The 19,469-nt window shown below is 56.3% G+C and carries 17 protein-coding genes; 13 read left to right on the forward strand and 4 right to left on the reverse strand.

What is annotated here, in order from left to right:
- The first annotated feature begins 13 nt into the window (after positions 1–13).
- The 12 genes from LMH93_RS27310 to LMH93_RS27365 all read left to right on the forward strand — a co-directional run bounded on the left by LMH93_RS27310 (position 14) and on the right by LMH93_RS27365 (position 14,746).
- The gene (locus LMH93_RS27310; protein ID WP_230065404.1) at positions 14–991 is read left to right on the forward strand and encodes a quinone oxidoreductase family protein; all 978 of its coding nucleotides are present in this window, start codon (positions 14–16) and stop codon (positions 989–991) included.
- Between the two features lie 21 nt (positions 992–1,012).
- Positions 1,013–1,897 (forward strand): arginase family protein, encoded by an 885-nt coding sequence (locus LMH93_RS27315; RefSeq protein ID WP_230065405.1) that lies wholly within the window; start codon positions 1,013–1,015, stop codon positions 1,895–1,897.
- A gap of 617 nt (positions 1,898–2,514) precedes the next feature.
- Positions 2,515–3,609, forward strand: coding sequence for an LLM class flavin-dependent oxidoreductase (locus tag LMH93_RS27320; RefSeq protein ID WP_230065406.1), 1,095 nt, complete (start codon positions 2,515–2,517; stop codon positions 3,607–3,609).
- A gap of 37 nt (positions 3,610–3,646) precedes the next feature.
- Positions 3,647–4,249 carry an NADPH-dependent FMN reductase gene (locus tag LMH93_RS27325; RefSeq protein ID WP_442800204.1) on the forward strand — a complete coding sequence of 201 codons (603 nt, stop codon included), beginning with the start codon at positions 3,647–3,649 and terminating at the stop codon, positions 4,247–4,249.
- Positions 4,246–6,690 carry a beta-glucosidase family protein gene (locus LMH93_RS27330; RefSeq protein WP_230065408.1) on the forward strand — a complete coding sequence of 815 codons (2,445 nt, stop codon included), beginning with the start codon at positions 4,246–4,248 and terminating at the stop codon, positions 6,688–6,690. The genes LMH93_RS27325 and LMH93_RS27330 overlap by 4 nt, the downstream gene beginning before the upstream one ends.
- A gap of 99 nt (positions 6,691–6,789) precedes the next feature.
- Positions 6,790–8,016: an MFS transporter gene (locus LMH93_RS27335; RefSeq protein ID WP_230065409.1), complete on the forward strand. Its 1,227-nt coding sequence runs from the start codon at positions 6,790–6,792 to the stop codon at positions 8,014–8,016.
- A gap of 88 nt (positions 8,017–8,104) precedes the next feature.
- Positions 8,105–9,469, forward strand: coding sequence for a carbohydrate porin (locus LMH93_RS27340; RefSeq protein WP_230065410.1), 1,365 nt, complete (start codon positions 8,105–8,107; stop codon positions 9,467–9,469).
- A gap of 15 nt (positions 9,470–9,484) precedes the next feature.
- Positions 9,485–10,708, forward strand: a complete 1,224-nt coding sequence (locus tag LMH93_RS27345) for a multidrug effflux MFS transporter (protein WP_230065411.1) — start codon at positions 9,485–9,487, stop codon at positions 10,706–10,708.
- Positions 10,709–10,778: 70 nt separating this feature from the next.
- The gene (locus LMH93_RS27350; protein WP_230065412.1) at positions 10,779–11,936 is read left to right on the forward strand and encodes an alpha/beta hydrolase family protein; all 1,158 of its coding nucleotides are present in this window, start codon (positions 10,779–10,781) and stop codon (positions 11,934–11,936) included.
- A 34-nt stretch (positions 11,937–11,970) separates the two neighbouring features.
- Positions 11,971–12,927 carry a VOC family protein gene (locus LMH93_RS27355; RefSeq protein ID WP_230065413.1) on the forward strand — a complete coding sequence of 319 codons (957 nt, stop codon included), beginning with the start codon at positions 11,971–11,973 and terminating at the stop codon, positions 12,925–12,927.
- On the forward strand, positions 12,924–13,940 hold the full coding sequence (locus tag LMH93_RS27360) for a fumarylacetoacetate hydrolase family protein (protein WP_230065414.1): 1,017 nt from the start codon (positions 12,924–12,926) through the stop codon (positions 13,938–13,940). The genes LMH93_RS27355 and LMH93_RS27360 overlap by 4 nt, the downstream gene beginning before the upstream one ends.
- Before the next feature lie 2 nt (positions 13,941–13,942).
- Positions 13,943–14,746 (forward strand): cyclase family protein, encoded by an 804-nt coding sequence (locus LMH93_RS27365; RefSeq protein WP_230065415.1) that lies wholly within the window; start codon positions 13,943–13,945, stop codon positions 14,744–14,746.
- Here LMH93_RS27365 and LMH93_RS27370 read toward each other — a convergent pair whose 3' ends face one another.
- Entirely contained in the window at positions 14,747–15,385 is a 639-nt protein-coding gene (locus LMH93_RS27370) for a TetR/AcrR family transcriptional regulator (protein ID WP_230065416.1), read from the reverse strand.
- Positions 15,386–15,602: 217 nt separating this feature from the next.
- On the opposite strand from LMH93_RS27370, the gene LMH93_RS27375 reads away from it, so the two are divergent.
- Positions 15,603–16,520, forward strand: a complete 918-nt coding sequence (locus tag LMH93_RS27375; RefSeq protein ID WP_230065417.1) for an NAD-dependent epimerase/dehydratase family protein — start codon at positions 15,603–15,605, stop codon at positions 16,518–16,520.
- 113 nt (positions 16,521–16,633) lie between these two features.
- On the opposite strand, the gene LMH93_RS27380 is transcribed toward LMH93_RS27375, so the two are convergent.
- The 3 genes from LMH93_RS27380 to LMH93_RS27390 form a co-directional block, all read right to left on the reverse strand.
- Positions 16,634–17,428, reverse strand: a complete 795-nt coding sequence (locus LMH93_RS27380; protein WP_230065418.1) for an IclR family transcriptional regulator — start codon at positions 17,426–17,428, stop codon at positions 16,634–16,636.
- Positions 17,429–17,641: 213 nt separating this feature from the next.
- Entirely contained in the window at positions 17,642–18,790 is a 1,149-nt protein-coding gene (gene dgoD, locus LMH93_RS27385) for a galactonate dehydratase (protein ID WP_230065419.1), read from the reverse strand.
- A gap of 48 nt (positions 18,791–18,838) precedes the next feature.
- Positions 18,839–19,459, reverse strand: a complete 621-nt coding sequence (locus tag LMH93_RS27390; RefSeq protein ID WP_230065420.1) for a 2-dehydro-3-deoxy-6-phosphogalactonate aldolase — start codon at positions 19,457–19,459, stop codon at positions 18,839–18,841.
- Between the last annotated feature and the right edge of the window lie 10 nt (positions 19,460–19,469).

The raw sequence follows: 19,469 nt of genomic DNA on the forward strand, positions 1-19,469 counted from the left end.
TTGGGGTCAATATATGAAAGCTCTGGTTTTGCGCCAAGCCGGCGATAAGCCGGACATGGCAGTGGAAGACCGGTCGATTCCCGAGGTTCAAAAAGGGTTCTCACTCGTTCGCATGCATGCGGCAACGGTCAATCCGCTTTCCAACTGGATTCGCAAAGGAATCATCAGTGAGGGCGTCACAACCCCTCTTGTATTGAGCAATGACGGCGTGGGCCTGATTGAACAGAGCGACGTTTTTGCTGAGAAAACACCAGTTCTGATCTACGGCGGCGGACAGTTAGGGATCAGCCAGGACGGGCTACAGCAGCAGTGGGTATCGATAGAAAATGATCGATTGATTGCTGTGCAAGAAGGCGTCGATCTCGATGCCGCAGCCGCGCTTGCGATCAATTATCTCACTGCCTATCAAGCACTCCACCGAGTGGGCTCAGTTGCGGCCGGTCAGACGGTGTTGATAGCGGGAGCATCGGGCTCAGTTGGTCATGCACTGATTCAGCTATGCGTAGCAATCGGTGCCCGCCCCATAGGCATCGTTTCCACCTCTAACAAAGCTCAGCAGGTTCTGGATAGCGGAGCTATCGCTGTTATTGACTGTTCGAACGAATCGGTTTCCGCTGTCGTAGCAGAGATCACTGATGGAGCTGGAGTCGACTGGGCTTTCGATGTCGTAGGTGGTCCCGGGCTGAGAGACCTTGTACTAGCTCTGCGTCAACGTGGCAGCGTGGTCTGCATCGGCTTTTCTGGATCAACCCAAGGGAGCTTTGACGTCGCCGACCTGGTAATCCACGAAAAGCGTGTGTTGGGTTACGACGCTCATTTGGAGACTGATCTTGATGTTCAGCAGGTGTTGAGCCACTTGATGACGCTGGCGGCTGACGGCGCCATAGCTCCTCGGATCGATAGCCGCTTCGTTATCTCGGACTACGCCAAAGCCTACGCACGACTGGAGTCCAGGAAGGCTACGGGCACGATTCTGATCGATCTGAACTGACAGCACTGGAAAATCGAAGCCATGAACAACAGCAACACTCTGCGTTTACTGTTTCCTCAATGGCAGGGCGGCAACAACCCTCCCTATCACTTTGGCGCCCAACTGCTGGCTTGGCTGGCACCGGAGACGCTCGGGCCAGTTGAAGAGGTGCCTGTCGCCCTCCCCGGAGCAGACCCATTACCCCTGGAGGCGGGCATCCGAGGTCGCACCGCTCTGTTGGAGCAGATGCACGCAGCCAAAAGCATCATTGATCGACACCAACCTGACCGCTTGGTAGTTCTAGGCGGAGACTGTCTCGTCGACCTGGCGCCGTTTGCGTATTTAAACGAGCGCTACGCGGGGGACCTTGCAGTGCTGTGGGTGGATGCACACCCTGACATCCTTACCCCAGAGCAGTTTGCTCATGCCCACGCCATGGTGCTAGGTAACCTGTTAGGTGAAGGTGATGCACAATTCACCGAGATCGTCGCTCAGCCGCTCAAACCCACTCATGTGATGTACGCTGGCGTGCACAGCGTAATGCCATGGGAAGCGGAAACCATAGCGCGTTTTGGACTTCAGTTGGCCGGTCCAGATGAGCTGGCTGAAAGCAGCGATCAAGTATTGAAGTGGTTCGCGAGCACCGGCGCGAAACATTTAGCTATCCACCTGGATCTGGACGTTCTGGATCCTGCATCAATGCGCTCATTGCTCTTTGCCAATCCCCAAGATCCACTGGGGGCATTCGATGGCGTAGCACAGGGCAAGATGCGCATTCCCCAGGTACTCAAGCTCCTCAAGGACATTGCTTCAATTGCCGATGTCGTCGGTATCGGCATTGCCGAGCACTTGCCATGGGATGCACTTGCGATGCGTGATTTCCTGGCGCAGCTTCCTCTCATCGGGAACGCTGGTAAGCGCTCATAGCCCCCAAATCGGGTACAGTGATTTAAGCCAAACCTGTACCCGCCTATCTGGTCGGCTCGTTCTTCCCAGCGAGCAGGGCCAAGCTACTGAACTTGAATTTCTGTGTTCAAGAAAGCACTACCCTCTCTCTTGCAACCCTTCGCCACAAGAAACGCTTCAAAAAAATCGCTTCGTCCACCTTCACTTAGGCAGACGAACGGGCAGCATTTGCTTGGTCAATTCGACTTATCTGGTCTTCGCTGAAGCCGCTCATTTACCTTGCCAAACCCACTAAGGGCGCGACTTGTAGGCATATCGACGGCTGAAGATTCTCTCATTTGAGGAGCGCCATACCCAGCCCTCCCTCTGTGATCCAGTCGTTGACTCACCAAAAAACCCATGCTAGCTTTCCCTCACAACTAGAGCGGTGGTTCTAATTACCTCCGCGGGATGCTCCACAAACCAATAACAAAGCGAAGCCCCATCATGAAGCTGCTCTCCCTCCATAGCCTGTTCGCCAACTCCTGCTGAGAAATTCAACAACGTGCATTTGCGCGTACTCCCTACGCGCACGCCTAAAAACTAGAATTCGAGCTCGCGTTCTAGTGAAATGTTGATTTTATTCAAGGAGTTACTCCATGCGTTTTTCCGTATTCCTCGTCGGCCGCTCGACTGCTTCCTCTGAAGACAAAGCGGTCATTGACGCTCTCGTCGATCACTCCAAACAGGCTGAAGCACTGGGCTATGACGCAGTGTTTATGCCGGACCACCACTTCACTGGCTATGCCCCAATGTCCAGTGATCCATTTGTGTTTGCTGCCTACCTCGCCGGCCAGCTCAAGCGCATTCACTTCGGCATGTCTGTAACGACTGTTCCCCTGCACCACCCTGTTCGATTCGCCGAGCGCGTCAACCTTTTGGATCAGTTGACCGAAGGTCGCTTGCTGGTTGGTATCGGCAGCGGAACCACGCCTGAAGAGATGATCGGCTTCGGGGTCAACTACAAAGAGGCTTCGGCGCTCCTGCAAGAGAACCTCGATCTGATCCAACGCCTGTGGGACAAAAAGATTGAGGATGAACCAGTGGTGTTCACCACCGGCCATTACAAAGGTGCGGTCGTACAACGCATCGTTCCTACCGCCTACGAGGCACCGTTCAAGCGAATCATGCCGGTAGCGCTGCGGGAAACCAGCATGCAGCGTGCCGCGGACAATGGATGGCCGGCATTCATTCCTGCATTCACTCCGCCAGTAGCCGCCAGCGACGACCCATTTGCCCACCTGTCGCGCTATTTCGGGCGCTACAAGGAAGCGCTGCTGGGTGCAGGCCACTCCCAGGCAGTGATCGATCACTGCCTGGGCTGGACCACCCACACCTATCAGTGCGTCCACGTTGCGCCTAGCGATGAGCAAGCTGAAGACGAACTTCACGCGATCCTGCGCAGCTACAAGCAAGCCATTGATCGCGAGTACACCTACAACAAACGCGCCGAGAAAATCAGCGGCGTCGAGTTGCATCCCCACCCTGACTGCTTCAGCCCAGAGTGGATCAAGACCTGGTGCCTCCATGGAAGTCCAGAAACCGTTGCTGAAGAGCTGGAGAAACACCGCCAGCTGGGTATCGGCAACGTGCTGATGGGATTCACTAACGGACCGCTGACCCCTGAGCGCATGCGACTTGGCGCTCAGTCGATGAAGCTTTTCGCCACTGAGGTCATGCCTCGCTTCAAATAATTCCACTGGAGGAATACCCATGAACTCTCAATTGAAAATCAACCCGATGCCTACTGAACGCCGCCCTCTGGTTGTAGGCATTGGTGGGACTACTCGGCCAAATTCGAGCACTGAAAAAGCTCTGAAGTGTGCGCTGGAACATGCTCGAGACCTCGGCGCCGAGACAATACTGTTCGGTGGAGCAGAGCTCGCGGCACTTCCAAGTTTCAATCCCGAAGTCAAAGAGCGCACCGCGGAGGAAGTCGCATTTGTCGAAGCAGTGCGTCGCGCTGACTCGGTGATCATCGCTTCCCCGGGTTACCACGGCGGAGTATCTGGCCTGGTCAAAAATGCAATTGATCTGCTAGAAGATCTGCGTGACGACACCCGCGTATATCTCGACGGTCGAGCAGTTGGCTGCATCATTACCGCTGCAGGCTGGCAAGGCTGCAACACCACCTTGGGGGCGCTTCGCTCGATCGTTCATGCTCTTCGTGGATGGCCTACGCCTCTTGGCGTAACGCTCAACACAGCCGGCGTGAGCTTGTTTGCCGAAGACGGAAGCTGCAAAGACGAAGGCATCCGTGACGCCCTCCAGACCCTGGCAGAACAGTCACTGCAGCTCTGCTCCGCACAGCTCGCCAGGAGCGTTCCAGCATGACTGAATGGGCAGTTAGCCTAACTCTTGCCGATCGGGCGATCCTGACCGCTGGGCGCGATATGTGGTCCACATGGGATCTTCCCGATTACGGCCTCCCCTCGGTACGCGTTGCTGATGGCCCTATGGGCATCACTGGCGGCCGAGTGGACGAGCGAGACATTGCTCTTCTGACACCCTGCGGGCTGGCACTTGCCTCTAGCTGGGACCGTGACTTGGTTAATCGTGTCGGCACAGTGGTGGGCGACGAAGGTCTTCGGATGGGCATCCAGGGCGTACTCGCCCCTAACCTCAACCTACTCAGAAGCCCACTGGCTGGTCGCGCTTTCGAGCTGTTCGGTGAAGACCCTCAACTCATCGCCGAGTTAGGCACTGCCTGGGCGCTCGGGGTACAGTCCCGTGGCGTTGCTTCCGTCATCAAGCACATCGTGTGCAATGACTCAGAAACAGATCGCCGCACGATGAACTCGGTCGTGGATGAAACCACTCTGCGCGAGGTCTACTTCCGGCCATTCGAGCATTCTGCAAATTCCGGTGCTTGGGCGATGCTCACCGCTTATAACCGAGTTAACGGGGTTCCTTGTGCCGAAGCGACTCAAGTTCTCTCCGACTGGTTGAAGAATGATCTCGGTTGGGACGGACTCATCATGTCGGATTGGTTTGGCACCCAGTCGGGGCGGCGCAGCTTGAACGCCGGCCTCGACTTGGAAATGCCAGGTCCTGCAAGGCACATGGGGCTGAAGCTTCTGGAAGAAAACGGCGGCGACGCTCTGGATTTGGCTCGACTGGAAGATGCTTCACTTCGCCTCCACCGTTTGGCTAAACGCGTGGAGACCCCACTCAGCTATGACGCCTCTGCGAAAGCTGAGGCCCAGCGCTGTGGCGTCTTGGAAGAAGCGGCCGCAGCCGGCATGGTGTTGTTGCGCAATGATTTGAATGCCCTTCCCTTGAAGAGCCTCGCAGGAAAGACAATCGCGGTTATCGGTCCGAATGCGGATGTACCCTGCTTCCAGGGTGGTACCTTTGCCAAGGTCGCGGTATCGCCAAATGTAGTGTCTCCACGTAATGCGCTCACTGAAGTGTTTACCGCAGCGGGTGCGAAGGTGATCCATCAAGTTGGCGTTGAACCAGAGCACCGCATACCTCCGCTGTCGCAGTTTTCACCCGTGACCGAGGATGGTCTGCCAGGCCTGGATGTCACCATCCTGTCGTCTGAGCCTGGTGCTAGCGCCTATCACGAAGTGCGTACCGCTTCGTCGCTGATTTGGTTCAAGGACATGCCCGGAGTGGGCGACTTACTGAATCTCAATGGCCAAGCGAACATCCGAGTAGCTACTCGTTTCGTCGCGCCAAAAAACGGCGTCTACACGATGTATGCAGGCGGTACTGGCCAAGTCACGCTCAGCGTGAATGACGTGGTGCTCGTAGACTTTGACGGTGTCGCGCTCCAGGGCGACATCATGGGCAAACTCATGCAAGCACCTCATGGCATCGCTACCATCGAGCTTGAGGAGGGCCAGGAGGTTCACCTCGAATACGAGATGGCGATCCAGCGTAGCCTCGCCCATGGCATCTGGTTTGGTTGCAAGCCTCCTCAGGATCCGAACTCGATTCAAAAGGCGGTGGAAGCGGCATTGGCTGCTGACGAAGTGATTCTGCTGGTCGGTGAAACCGCTGACGCTGGCCTTGAAAGTATCGACCGAGATACGACCAAGCTGTCGGCCGCGCAGGTAAATCTGATCCGCAAGGTGTGCGAAGCCAACCCCCGCACTGTCATCGTGCTTAACGCGGCGCATCAGATCGACGTTGCGGATTTGAAAGGCGCGGCGGCCATCCTCTTGGCTTGGTATCCAGGGCAGGAGTTCTCAAACGCGTTGGCGAAAGTGCTGACTGGTGAGTTGGAGCCTGGTGGTCGCTTGCCGATGACCTTCGCCCAGGAAGAATCTGATTATCCGGTTTGGTCGCTGCGCCCCGACTCACAAGGTGATCTGCGCTACCACGAAGGCTGGTGGGTGGGTTATCGGGCTTTTCTTGCCGACAAGAAAGAGCCGGCCTATGCCTTTGGCCACGGCTTGGGCTACGCCGAAATCGAACTCAGCAATACATCGCTGCATGGCTCTGTCAGCGAAGGAATTGAGGTTGAAGTAACTGCCACCAACCTCTCCGACCGTAAAGGCAAAGCAGTAGTGCAGGTATATGTAGAGCAACCCGTCGCGGAAGGCGCACGAGCAAGGATTTCACTGCAAGGCTTTGCCACTGTGTTCCTTGAAGGCAAGACCACGCAAACCCTCCGTGTTTCTGTCTCTTCATATGCCTTCAAGCAGTGGTGTGCCGGCAACAGCCGTTGGGAGTTGAAAGAGGGGACTTATCAGATTTCGGTCGGTAAAAGCTCGGTCGACATCTTGTCGTCGCATCCGCTGGAGATCGGCGCATCAGGGACCTGAAGAAATGTAATGTTTCGCTGAGGTGACCCACCTCAGCTGTCGCGTGCTATGTGATACCACAAAAATAATAGCGCCCTTATGGGCGCGAGGTAGCAGAACATGCCATATCAAGATTCGATTAACGCTAGTGCGAGTACTGGTGCCCAGCCCACGCGTCATGCCGGCGCAGCACAAGCCCTGATACTCGTGTTTACCACTCAACTGCCAATCATGGGCTTACTGTCACTCATTCCGATCATTCCGCTCCTGGCGCGGCATTTCGGTGAGCACCCACAGGCGGCCCTCTTGATCCCCTTGCTGATAACCGCACCAAGCGCGTGCATCGCTTTGTTGTCACCGCTTGCCGGCTACCTTGCCGACAAGCTCGGTCGTCGCCGACTGCTGCTGATCGCGGTGTTCTTCTATGGGGTCTGCGGATTCGCCCCCTTTTTCCTGACGGACTTGGTGAGCATCGTGGCTTGCCGCTTCCTTCTGGGGATCACTGAAGCAGTGATCATGACGGTTGCGAATACGCTGTTTGGTGACTTTTTCGACCCTGAGCCTCGCCGCAAGTGGCTGGCCGTCCAGAGCGCTGTTGGATCGCTGTCCGGCACGATCTTGATGCTTATCGGTGGCCTGCTGGGCACGATGGGTTGGAACGGTCCATTCCTGCTTTACCTATTGGCGTTCCCGATTTTCCTTGGGCTGCTCCTTTGGACATGGGAACCAGAACATAGATCTGAAGCACATGAGTCCAGTACCAGAACGCGATTCCCTGCTGCCAACATGGCTATTGTCGCAGCGGTCACGCTTTTCTGTGCCGTGCTCTACTACGTTGAGGTTCTTCAAATCAGCCAAGTGCTTCATGCCCTAGGAGTAGAGAGCACAGCAACTATCGGTGTCGCGGGCGGCATTGCCGGCCTGGGTGTACCGTTGGGAGCGCTCATCTTCGCTCGACTATCGCGCCGTGGCATTCAACTTCACTTAATGGTCGTGTTTACGCTCTTCGCGATCGGCCTGGTTGGTTTGGGCATGGCCACCAACATCTACTTGGCCGTCGCCGCCGCCTTTATTGCTCAAGTCGGCTGCGGCATGCTGATTCCAGCCCTGATGAATTGGTGCCTCGGCGGGCTGATTTTCGAGCACCGCGGCAAGGGTGTAGGTATTTGGACTGCGTCATTCTTCATTGGACAGTTTGTTAGTCCATTTGTAGTTGGCAAAATTAGCAACCTTCTGGGAGGACTACTGCCTGCTGTTGTAGCACTTGGCGTCGTAGCGCTCGGTGCTTTGATTGTCACCGCGCTAATGATCAGCGTAGTACGGGCCCGTACGTTTCAAGCCTGTTAATAAAGAGTAATACACGCCCTCCAGGCGAGGGCGTCCTTGCGCCTGCTTTTTGCTCGAAAAACCAATAACAACGACGAACGAGAACAACATGCGACCAGTTAAAGCTTTGGGTCTTTGGATCTTTTTTGCCTCAAGTTCTGCTTTTGCAGCGACAACACCGGATTCAGATCCTCGTGTTGCCGCCGTTTACGGGACCTCTCAATCTGTAGTAACCCAAGCCGAACCGAACACGGCAGCGGACAATTGCAACAAATACGATAAATATTTGCCCCGAACTGAGGCAGTACTTAGACAGACCGCTCCTTGCGAGACTATCTCCCCAGAATTGGGCGGATTGCGCGAAACTCTCGCGGAACACGGCATGGGTATTCAGGCGGTTTTCCAGCCAAACTATCGCTATGACGTTCTGGGCCATAACGCGTCCACTCAAACCTACAACGGGCAAAACCCAACCTATCGGCAGGCCACATCGGTCAAATTCACCTACGACCTCACCCGGGCTGGATGGGGTGGTGATGCACAATTTGTGGCTGGAGCAACCTGGGAATCCGGTAGTTACCCGGCCGGCAACCCCAACTATGCAACCATGTCGAGCTTTGCGGTGAACCAGCGCTTCTACGATGGCCAGCTGGAGCTGCAGTACGGTTACTACAACCTGATCCGCGAGTACTACGGCATGGTCCTGGGCGGTAACTCCTCGTCCGCCGCACTCGGCCCTGTCAGCGTAATCCCTGTACAGCTGGGCCTGTCGCTCTTCTCGCCAAGCCCTGCTGTCACAGTAGGGATCAAAGACAGCAGCAAACGCTGGTACAACCGCACGTCCGTGGCTCGAAGCGCGAGCCCGAATGGCTTCGATTACGACCTGGATGAAAACAAGACCGGCTTCGAAATCAAGGTCAAAGGCTCCAAAGCGTTGGTAGTCGATGAGTTCGGTTACAAGGTGGAGTCTGGGGCTAACCAGAAAGCGCTGTGGGCGCGAGTTGGCGGCATCTACAACTTCAGTCATTACAACAACTACCGTGACGGCGGCATGACTGATAGCAACTACGGCGGCTACGCAGCAGTCACCGCCCAGCTTACCCAACCCATGGGAGCAGGCCCTAAGGGTCTGTATCTGGATGCGAAGGTCAACTATGCGCCAGAAGACCGCAACCTCTACAACAAAGACTTTCAGCTGACAACGTTCTATATCGGCCCGTTTGATAGCCGACCACGTGACATGGTTTCGCTGGGCTTCACGCGCAGCTATTTCAGCACCTATGTCCACAACCTTGTCGAGTCCAGCGGCGCAGACGCCGAGCGTACCTCCACTGCCCTATCTCTTTCGTACGCTGCACGGATTGCACGGGGAATTTACTGGGTAAACGGACTCACCTATCAGGAAGGCCCTTCGTTCGCACCGGCTCAAGACGACGCTCTGTTGTTCCAGACTGGTTTCAACCTGGCCTTCTAATCGGGAGAGGTTTTTATGAGAGGTTCGCTGATCGTCCTGCTCGCGGCGCTTTCAATGTTGGGGCCGCTGGGAATCGATATGTACCTTCCGGCATTACCGGCAATTTCGGAGGACTTGAGTGCATCGTTGGCGACGGTTCAGCAAACCCTCGGCGTCTACTTGTGCGGCCTGGCGGTCATGATGCTGTTTTACGGAACATTGTCTGACTGCTACGGGCGTCGTCCGGTCGTGCTCTGCTCCACTGCGGCATTCGCGCTCACTGCACTCTGGGTCGCACTGTCTGGCGATGAGACTTCGCTCTTGATGAGCCGATTGCTGCAGGGCGCCAGTGCTGGAGCAGGAGGCGTTGTCACTCGTGCTCTTATTCAGGACAGACATCAGGGCAGTGAAGGCATCCGAGCGATCTCCAAGGTCATGATGGCGTTTGCGATCGCGCCGGCGGTGGCTCCCATCATCGGTGGGTGGGTACTGACGCATTTCGGCTGGCGGCCCATCTTCTACCTTCAGGCGATACTCGCAGCTGCACTCTGGATATGGTGCTACGTGTCACTGCCAGAGACGCTGCCGGCGAATAAGCGTCAGCAGCTACGGATACGATCGCTGACCGCCGCTTATCGGCAAACGGCGACGGATACTATCTTCCAGGGCGCAGCTGCCAGCAGCGCTCTATGCTTCTTTTCTTTCTCGCTTTACATCGGCGCAGCCGCTCCGTTTATCGGTCAAATTCTACATCTGGAAGTGACCGATTTCGGTTGGCTGTTCGTACCATTGGTCTTGGGCATGATCACAGGATCGGCAACATCGGCGCGTGTTAGCCGGAGCCTGAGCCGAGCGAAACAGTTGCGGATCGGCTTCAGCGTTCTGCTCTTCGGCAATGCCCTGAACCTGGTTGTCTTCTACTTGCCAAACCCTACCGTGCCTTGGGCCGTGATCCCCCTCGGCATCGGTACTTTTGGACTTGCTCTCATCAACCCGCCCTTGCTGATGATGGCTGTGACTGTCCACCAAACAAGGCTTGGCCTGGCTAATTCTCTGTTGTCCTTTGAGTCAACAATGGTTTTCGCTGCCGTCTCCTCTCTGCTTGCGCCGATGTTGTCACACAGCGGCTTAACGCTGGCCATTGGTGTTGCTGTCGCGTCTGCCCTTGGGGCGATCGTCGGCTACCTAACGATGATCTCGGACGGCAATCGCGCAACGAACCTGATCACTGCAGCTGAACCGGATCGTTGCGCGAACTAGAGTTCGCGTTCTATTATCCGGTAATGCAACGCAGTGTGACCTCACAAAATCTACAACCCAAGGTACTGCTATGTTTCGCTACTTCCCCACCAATTACCCGTGGAACCTGTCCGTCGACCTAGCCATAGAAATGGGCGCTCGCATCGGCGAAATTGAGCAGATGTGTGCGCCGCTGCATGAGGCTGCCAAGCAGCCGGATAAAGCTGCAAGCGAAGCGTTCAGGCACAGCTGGGCGCAGATGGCTGACAAGCTCTGCGAGTTGGCCGAAGAGGATTTGACTCACGGCCGCAGGTTCTCTGCCGGTGAGAAATACAACCGTGCTGCTATCTATCTTTTGACTTGCGAGCGGTTACAAGCCTGGAATGCGCCGGGCCGAATCAGCCTGTACCAGCGGTTCCTGGAGGTGTTTGCCAAAGGCATTGAGCTCACCGGGGAAAACTGCCAGCGGGTTGAGATTCCCTACGGCGACACTCACCTGTCTGGACTTTACGTCAAGGCAGAAGGGAACGCCGCACAGGCCCCGATTCTTGTCCAGGTCAATGGACTCGACTCCCTCAAGGAGATGAAGTATCGAGTGGGCCTTCCGCAGTGGCTCGCTCGTCGTGGCGTCTCGTCGTTGATCATCGACCAGCCAGGTACTGGCGAGGCGCTGCGCCTCCAAGGCCTCAAAGCACGCTTTGATAGCGAGCACTGGGCAAGCCGAGTAGTGGATTTCCTGCAGGACTTCGAAGGCGTAGATCCTGCTCGTATTGGCTTGGAAGGCGTTTCGCTGGGCGGCTATTACTGCCCACGCGCGGTCGCATTCGAACCCCGATTTGCCTGTGGGGTCGTGTGGGGCGCAAACCACGATTGGCGCGATGTTCAGAAGCGGCGTCTTGAGCGTGAAGGTGATTTCCCTGTCCCGCACTACTGGGATCACGTGCGCTGGGTATGGGGCGGCGAGAACATCGAAGAATTCATGGCCATCGCCGAGAACGTTCATCTCGACGGCGTGCTCGACCGGATTCGCGTTCCGTTCCTGGTTACGCACGGCGAAAAAGACTCTCAGATCCCAGTCAAGTGGGCGGAGCGCACCTTCGCTCAGCTCACCAATAGTCCGCAACGCGAGCTCAAGATTTTCACCGATCGTGAGGGTGGCGTTCAGCATTCAAGCTTCGACAACTCCATCAATGCCGGTCATTACATTGCTGACTGGGTAGCTGAAGTGCTCGGCGGCCGCACTGCTTAAGCCTAAAGAACCAACTTATAACAAGAGGCAACCCATGAACATTATTGGTCCTGATTACCTGGTCTTCGGTGTCGATGACTTTCCTGCGTGCGTGCAATACCTGACAGATTATGGCCTTGCACCAACGCAGGTCAGCAGCAATGTCGCTTGGTTTGAAGCGTTGGATGGTACCGGTGTTAGGGTTCACCTGCGGGATGACCCAAGCCTGCCCGCACCGATGGAAACAGCGACCCAGCTTCGAGAGACGGTCTACGGCGTTGCAAGCGAGGCAGACCTCCAGGCAATCGAGGCGGAGCTCAAGAAAGACCGCGAAGTCACCCGCGGTGATGACGGTGTACTGCGCTGCGTTGATGACATGGGCTTTGCGCTGGGCTTTCAGATCAGCCAACGTCGAGTGATCAACCTCGGTGCGGAAACCGTGAATGCGCCCGGCGACAATGTGAATCGCGCAGCCAACGTGCTGGGTGTGAACCCCGAGGCACCTGCCGCTCCTCGCAGCCTGTCGCACGTCGTTTACTTTGTGCCTGACTATGAAAAAGCAGAAGCCTTCTACACCCGCATTGGGTTCGTCTGCACCGATCGTTTTACCAACGTCGGACCATTCCTGCGACCAGCTGGCACTCAAGATCACCACACCCTGTTTCTCATCCAAACGCCGCCTTTCATGAAAGGCATCGAGCACTTCACGTTCCACATGGGCGGCCCAACCGATGTGATGATTGCCGGAACCCGCTTCGTGGAAAAGGGCTACAGCTCGTTCTGGGGCCCTGGCCGTCATCTCATGGGCTCCAACTGGTTCTGGTACTTCAACAGCCCGTTCGGATGTCACGTCGAGTACGACGCTGACATGGACCTGCACGATGATGAGTGGCTGGCTCGTGAGGCCCCACCCGGTGCGGACAGCTCGCAGTACTTCCTGTTCGCTCATCAGCCGAAGTGGGCTCCAGGCGGTCCGCCAAAGCCGAGTGAATCTCCAGCGGGTGTCCAGTGAAGCTGGCAACCCTCAGAGACGGCAGCCGCGATGGTCAGCTTGTTGTCGTCTCAAGGGACCTAAACCGTGCGGTGTCAGCGCACCCCTATGCGGCTACGTTGCAGCAAGCGCTCGACTCGTGGTCGACCAGCGCCCCCATGTTGGAGGAGCTTTACCACAAGTTGAACGCCGGCTCAGCGAGCAATATTTTCAAATTCTTGCCCGAGCAGGCTATGGCACCGCTCCCACGTGCTTATCAGTGGTGTGACGCATCAGCCTTTCTCAGCCATGGCGAGCGGATGCAACGAGCGTTCAATCTCCCCCCCATCGAGGGAGTGGAGAGCATTCCATTGATGTACCAGGGAGCGTCAGACGACTTCATCGGCCCGCTCGACCCTATCGTCGCCGATGCTGAACACGGCATCGACTTTGAGGGTGAATTCGGCGTGATAGTCGACGATGTGCCCATGGGCTGTCCTGCTGAACGCGCATCGGGCCACATCAAGCTCATTGTGCTGCTGAACGATATCAGTCTCCGGCTACTTGCTCCGCGGGAAATGAAAACAGGCTTTGGTTTTCTGCAGGCCAAACCCTCGACCGCTTTTGCCGCCGTGGCCATTACGCCCGACGAACTCGGAGATGCCTGGCAGAGTGATCGTGTGACCCTGCGCCTGGAAGCGCAGGTCAACGGCGACTGGTTTGGGAGTCCTTGCGCGGCCACGATGCACTACAGCTTTTCGCAGTTGATTGCCCATGCTGCGCGCACCAGGAAACTGGGCGCCGGCACGGTAATCGGCTCCGGCACGATCTCTAACGAGGGCATTGCCAACGGATTCACCTGCATTTCAGAGCGCAGGGCTGCAGATCAACTCGAGCAGAAGGAGCTGACTCCGTACCTACGTTATGGAGATCGTGTACGTCTCACTGCTCTGGACTCAGAAGCGAGCTCACCGTTTGGCAGCATTGAACAAACTGTCGTTGCTCGTGCCGCTCTGAACAACCTTGAACGCCAACCACTGGTTCAGGCTGAGTAATCATGAACATTGAGAAGTGCAGATTTATCGATATCTCGGTAACCCTCGATAACAACCCCTATACCGACCCTCCCCCGCTGCTGCCTCACATCGAGTATATGGATCATCAGCAGGGTTGGCCTGAGATGGCTGCGATGTTTCCAGGTCTACAGAAGTCCGATCTGCCTGGCGATGAGTCTTGGGCTGCTGAGCGGCTCAAAATTACCACTCACAGCGGGACGCACATGGATGCACCCTGGCATTACGCATCCACGACCGATATGGCTCTTCCTGAAGGAGAGCGGCCGGCTTTTGGCATCGATGAGTTACCTCTGGAATGGTGCTTGCGCCCTGGCGTCAAATTGGATTTCAGGCACTTTCCTGACGGCCACGTGGTAACGCTCGAAGAAATCGCGACGGAAGTCGAACGTATCGGGCATGTGCTTCAACCGCTGGATATCGTTCTCATCAATACCAGGGCTGGCAAACTGTTTGGAGAACCAGGATATCTAGAAGCCGGCGTTGGCATTGGCCGTGAAGCTACATTGTGGCTTTTGGAGCAAGGGGTCCGAGTCGTAGGGACTGACGCTTGGAGCTGGGACGCCCCCTTTTCCTACACACGCCAACGCTTCGCTGAAACGGGAGACGCCTCCCTCATCTGGGAAGGGCATAAGGCGGGCCGCGACATTGGATACGGCCAAATGGAAAAGCTCAGTAACCTTGAGCAACTGCCCGAAAAAGGCTTCTGGGTGAACTGCTTTCCGTACAAGATCAAAAGAGCTTCTGCAGGATTTGTTAGAGCAGTAGCGCTCGTCCCGACGCCGTAGCTATCGGCTGCCTTGCTTAAGAAAACCTAGGCACATCTGCCCCAGATCCGCCTTGAGAAAGGCCCAGTTACCCTCACCGGCGGCATCTGGAGCAGAACCCAAACCGAGGAAACGCGCAAGAGCGGCATACACGATGGTGAAACAGGAGTTGACGGCCCTTTCCGCATCACTGCGTTGTATATCTGTAGAGGATTCCAAGATGAAATCTACAAAGTTCTTCGCAGTGGATTGATAAGCAGACTTTCCACACATGGCGACGCGGGGGTCTGAAGCTTTACCCATGAAGGGTTGCAGAATACCTGCATGCTTATGCAAGTGTTCGGCAAGGGCATCAACGACTGCGGGCACCCTTACTTCAAGTGGTAATTGACGAGAGCGTAGCTCTAAAATTAATCCAGACCACTCACTTTGGATCTCATCCATGACATCCATCATGACGGCTAGAAAAAGTTCATCTTTACCTTTGAAGCGAGCATATATGGATCCGACCGAAACTTTAGAGCGCTTGCTTATTTCGGCAATCGTCAATTGCTCAAAGGTGCCCTCAGACAAAATTTCGCGTGCCGCCATCATCAGCCGCTCAAGCGAAGCTCGGCTGCGGTCTTGTTGCGGGGCATTGCCTTCATAGCGAATGTGCATCGAAATACCTGTTATTGAGCGTTTCAGTCATGAACCTCGATCAAACGCTGACCATCCTAGCATATAGAAATGAGCTGAACGAGGTGATTAGCGCACACGGTTCCCCAAGTCGTTCACGAACGGATTTTGTCAATCAACCGCTGGTCATCTGCGTAAAGCCATAGGACCACGGGCAGCTCCAGAATTTTAAACAATTTAGTTACAGAGGAAATACAAAATGAGTTCAAGTATCGCAATTAAGCGTGTCATGGTGACTGGAGCATTCGGAAACCTGGGCCAAAAGATTATGTCAGGATTGGCTGAGCAACCTTGGTGTGAGCGAATCATTGCGGTAGATCGCAACATTAATATGAGCGATATCCCTGAGGCGCTTAAAAGTAAAATAGTAGCGGTGAAACAGGACCTAACGGAAGCGTCACTTGATTGGTGGACCGATGAGTTGGCTGCTGACGTTGTCATTCATCTGGCCGCTGCCAACCCCCTACCCGATTCAGACTGGGAAGATTGCGTAAGCTCTTACGCCATGACTACCCGGTTGCTCGAAGGCTCAGCGTTGCGAAAGGTCCGTCGCTTCATTTTTGCGTCTTCGAACCATGCCATGGGTGGCTACAAAGACAGTCCGCTAGCAGATAGCTTGGCACCCGGTGGATTGGACTCTGCTAAGCCTGCAGCGCCAGGTACCAACTGGTTCGACGGCCGCGAAGTCATCTACTCTCGTGCTTATGGTACATCCAAGACGCTGGGTGAGCGGGCTTGCAGTATGGTCGCACGCCTGACTAGAGGTGAAATGACCTGCATTTCAATCAGAGTGGGTTGGGCACTGCCAGGGGATAATGACCCGCAAGACATCAGCTACTCCGGCTCACCCGCCTCTACCATTTCGATCGATACGCTCAGCGCTGAAGATAAGCGGTCATTGCGCTGGTTCCAAAAGATGTGGCTCTCAAACAAAGACCTAAAGAACTTGTTCGTCTTGGCTTCTACTTCAAGCGCGGAGCACTGGCCTTCTCCAGCCGTCATCATCAATGGCGTTTCGGGCAACGACGGAATGGTCTGGAATCTCGAAGAGGCTCAACGCTTCATTGGCTACATTCCGGCAGACAACGCCGCTGACGCCATTGACCTTACAACTTAAGCCTTAGCTCCCAAAAGCCCCTCAGGCCGTTCTGACACATAAGTACGCCGAACGACCTGAGGGGCTGCAATCACTCACTGCTGATCGGGGGATACCAAAGATCCGTCAGGACCCTAGCGGGCCTTCATTCCCAGCTCCTCCGACAACCGTGCGGCCACGCCTTTAACTACTGGAATCAGCTCATGCATTTTGTCGAGGGGCATGTACGGCACCGTGCTGGCCACGCTGATGCCGGCAACGATTTGACGACTGGCATCACGCACTGGCGCGGCTACGCAGCGTATTGAAGGCTCATTGTCTTCCAAGTCGAAGGCATAGCCTCCCGCCACATACTCAAGCATACGCTGTTCGAACTGCGCCCAAGTCTGCTCTGTGTGATGTGGCCAGTTCGTATGCTTGCCGTTTTGCGGCACGCTGCTTTCATACAAGCGTCGCCACTCGTCTACCGCGTCATCCAGCATCAGGGCTTTCCCGATGCCTGTACGCGCCATTGGCATTCGATGGCCGATCCGAGAGCGCATTTCCGGCCCGTTTCGACCCGGTGTCTTATGTAGGTAAAGCACCTCGTCACCTTCACGGATCGCCAGGTGGATGGTGTCGCCAGTCAGGGCGGACAACTCATCAAGGTAAGAGCCGGCCAGAGTCACCAGCGGCAGTTCTTCTCGGGCCTGGTATCCTAGTTCGATCAACTTAGGCCCCAGTAAGTAACCGACCTGGGGAACCACCCGCAGATATCGCTCATCGACCAGGCAACTGACCAGTCGATGGGTAGTGCTGCGAGTGGTGCCGATATGTTGGGCGATACTCTTCAGATCCCGGGCACCACTAGCCACGGCCTGGATCACCGCTAGGCCGCGTAGTAACGTCTGGGTGCCAGAAGGGGTGGATTTAGCAAGGTCATCCTGCATGTCATGCCTTTATCGTTGAGCTGGCGGGCGAGCAATGGAGTGCTCATTCGCATGCCGCACCTTAATACCAGGACAACCAGCTGTCCAAAAATGGGAGCTGGTTGTACGGTGTGATGCGTTAAATAGCTGATTGCCCGAGCTCCAATGGTATCGCCCGGCTGCCCAGGCGAGTAGGTCGCCAGCGCACCCGAGCAACGCCTTAAGATAGCAGCATCACCATTCGGCGAAGCTGCCGTCGGCGTGGCGCCAAATGGGGTTGCGCCAACGGTGGCCGACTGCAGCACGCTCAATGACGTACTCCTCATTGATCTCGATGCCCAGGCCGGGGCCATTGGGGATCTTCACCATGCCTTTCTCGTAGTCAAACACGCCTGGATCACGCACGTAGTCGAGCAGATCATTGCTCTCGTTGTAATGGATGCCCAGGCTCTGCTCCTGGATGAAGGCGTTGTAGCAGGCAGCATCCAGTTGCAGGCAGGCGGCCAGGGCAATCGGGCCCAGCGGGCAGTGCAACGCCAACGCGACATCATAGGCCTCGGCCATGTTGGCGATCTTGCGGGTTTCGGTGATGCCGCCGGCGTGGGAGGCGTCAGGCTGGATGATGTCGACGTAGCCTTCGCTGAGCACGCGCTTGAAGTCCCAACGCGAGAAGAGCCGCTCGCCAAGGGCGATTGGAGTGTTGCTCAGCGGTGCCAGCTCTTTCAGCGCTTCATAGTTTTCGCTGAGCACCGGCTCCTCGATGAACATCAGCTTGTACGGGTCGAGCTCTTTCATCAGCACCTTGGCCATGGGCTTGTGCACCCGGCCGTGGAAGTCGACACCAATACCGACGTTCGGGCCCACCGCATCCCGCACGGCAGCAACGTTGGCCAGGGCCTGATCGACCTTGTCGAAGGTGTCGAGGAATTGCAGCTCTTCGGTGCCGTTCATCTTCACCGCAGTGAACCCACGAGCTACGGCTTCTTTCGCCGCTCGGGCAGTATCGGCCGGGCGGTCGCCGCCAATCCAAGAATACACACGGATCTTTTCGCGCACTTGGCCGCCAAGCAGATCGCTAACCGACACGCCCAGCGCCTTGCCCTTGATGTCCCACAGGGCCTGATCGATACCGGCCAGTGCACTCATGTGGATGGCGCCACCGCGGTAGAAGCCGCCACGGTAGAGCACGGTCCAGATGTCTTCGATGTTGCGTGGATCCTTGCCGATCAGGTAGTCGGAAAGCTCTTCGACGGCAGCGGCCACCGTGTGGGCGCGCCCTTCGACCACCGGTTCGCCCCAACCGGTCACGCCTTGGTCGGTTTCGACCTTGAGGAAGCACCAGCGTGGCGGAACGATGAAGGTGGTTAGCTTGGTAATTTTCATCTGCTTGTCTCTCTTGTTGATTGCAGCGCGCACAGCGCAGAAAAGGAATCAGCGAAGGGCTTGCCAGGCGGCTATGTAGGCTTCGGCAGTAGCCGCAACTTGCTCAGGCGTCATGCCCGGTTTGTACAGGCCAGAGCCCAGGCCGAAGCCTCGGGCACCGGCATCGAAAAACTGCTGCATGTTGTCGGGGGTGATGCCACCGACGGGCGCCAGAACAGTGCCGGCAGGCAACACGGCCAACCAGGACTTCACCACCGCGGTTCCCATTTGCTCTGCCGGGAACAGCTTGAGCACATCGGCACCTTCGGCCAGAGCAGAAAAAGCTTCTGTCGGCGTGGCGACACCCGGCGCTAGGTACAGGCCCTCAGCCTTGGCTGCACGCAGCACATGTGGGTCGCTGTGCGGCATGACGATCAATTGGCCGCCCGCTTTTTTCACCAGTTTCACCTGTGCCGGTGTCAGCACAGTGCCGGCACCTATCAAGCAATCGGCGGGTAAGCAATTTCGCAAAATGCGGATGCTCTCGAAGGGTTCTGGCGAATTGAGGGGCACTTCAATGACGCGAAAGCCAGCGCCGTAAAGGACTTCACCAATAGCAGCAGCTTCATGTGGCTGCAGTCCTCGCAGGATCGCGATCAGGCCATTCTGTGCCAGTGCTTGTTCGAGCATGTCAGGTTCC

Origin of the sequence: Pseudomonas sp. CIP-10, assembly GCF_020911845.1 — a bacterium.
In the GTDB taxonomy this organism is placed as follows: Bacteria; Pseudomonadota; Gammaproteobacteria; order Pseudomonadales; family Pseudomonadaceae; genus Aquipseudomonas; species Aquipseudomonas alloputida.

What these genes read in the sequence shown, in the direction of transcription:
- LMH93_RS27310 (WP_230065404.1), top strand. Translation starts at nt 14, where the DNA reads ATGAAAGCTCTGGTTTTGCGCCAAGCCGGCGATAAGCCGGACATGGCA.
- LMH93_RS27315 (WP_230065405.1), top strand. Translation starts at nt 1,013, where the DNA reads ATGAACAACAGCAACACTCTGCGTTTACTGTTTCCTCAATGGCAGGGC.
- LMH93_RS27320 (WP_230065406.1), top strand. Translation starts at nt 2,515, where the DNA reads ATGCGTTTTTCCGTATTCCTCGTCGGCCGCTCGACTGCTTCCTCTGAA.
- LMH93_RS27330 (WP_230065408.1), top strand. Translation starts at nt 4,246, where the DNA reads ATGACTGAATGGGCAGTTAGCCTAACTCTTGCCGATCGGGCGATCCTG.
- LMH93_RS27335 (WP_230065409.1), top strand. Translation starts at nt 6,790, where the DNA reads ATGCCATATCAAGATTCGATTAACGCTAGTGCGAGTACTGGTGCCCAG.
- LMH93_RS27340 (WP_230065410.1), top strand. Translation starts at nt 8,105, where the DNA reads ATGCGACCAGTTAAAGCTTTGGGTCTTTGGATCTTTTTTGCCTCAAGT.
- LMH93_RS27345 (WP_230065411.1), top strand. Translation starts at nt 9,485, where the DNA reads ATGAGAGGTTCGCTGATCGTCCTGCTCGCGGCGCTTTCAATGTTGGGG.
- LMH93_RS27350 (WP_230065412.1), top strand. Translation starts at nt 10,779, where the DNA reads ATGTTTCGCTACTTCCCCACCAATTACCCGTGGAACCTGTCCGTCGAC.
- LMH93_RS27355 (WP_230065413.1), top strand. Translation starts at nt 11,971, where the DNA reads ATGAACATTATTGGTCCTGATTACCTGGTCTTCGGTGTCGATGACTTT.
- LMH93_RS27365 (WP_230065415.1), top strand. Translation starts at nt 13,943, where the DNA reads ATGAACATTGAGAAGTGCAGATTTATCGATATCTCGGTAACCCTCGAT.
- LMH93_RS27370 (WP_230065416.1), bottom strand. Translation starts at nt 15,385, where the DNA reads ATGCACATTCGCTATGAAGGCAATGCCCCGCAACAAGACCGCAGCCGA.
- LMH93_RS27375 (WP_230065417.1), top strand. Translation starts at nt 15,603, where the DNA reads ATGAGTTCAAGTATCGCAATTAAGCGTGTCATGGTGACTGGAGCATTC.
- LMH93_RS27380 (WP_230065418.1), bottom strand. Translation starts at nt 17,428, where the DNA reads ATGCAGGATGACCTTGCTAAATCCACCCCTTCTGGCACCCAGACGTTA.
- dgoD (WP_230065419.1), bottom strand. Translation starts at nt 18,790, where the DNA reads ATGAAAATTACCAAGCTAACCACCTTCATCGTTCCGCCACGCTGGTGC.
- LMH93_RS27390 (WP_230065420.1), bottom strand. Translation starts at nt 19,459, where the DNA reads ATGCTCGAACAAGCACTGGCACAGAATGGCCTGATCGCGATCCTGCGA.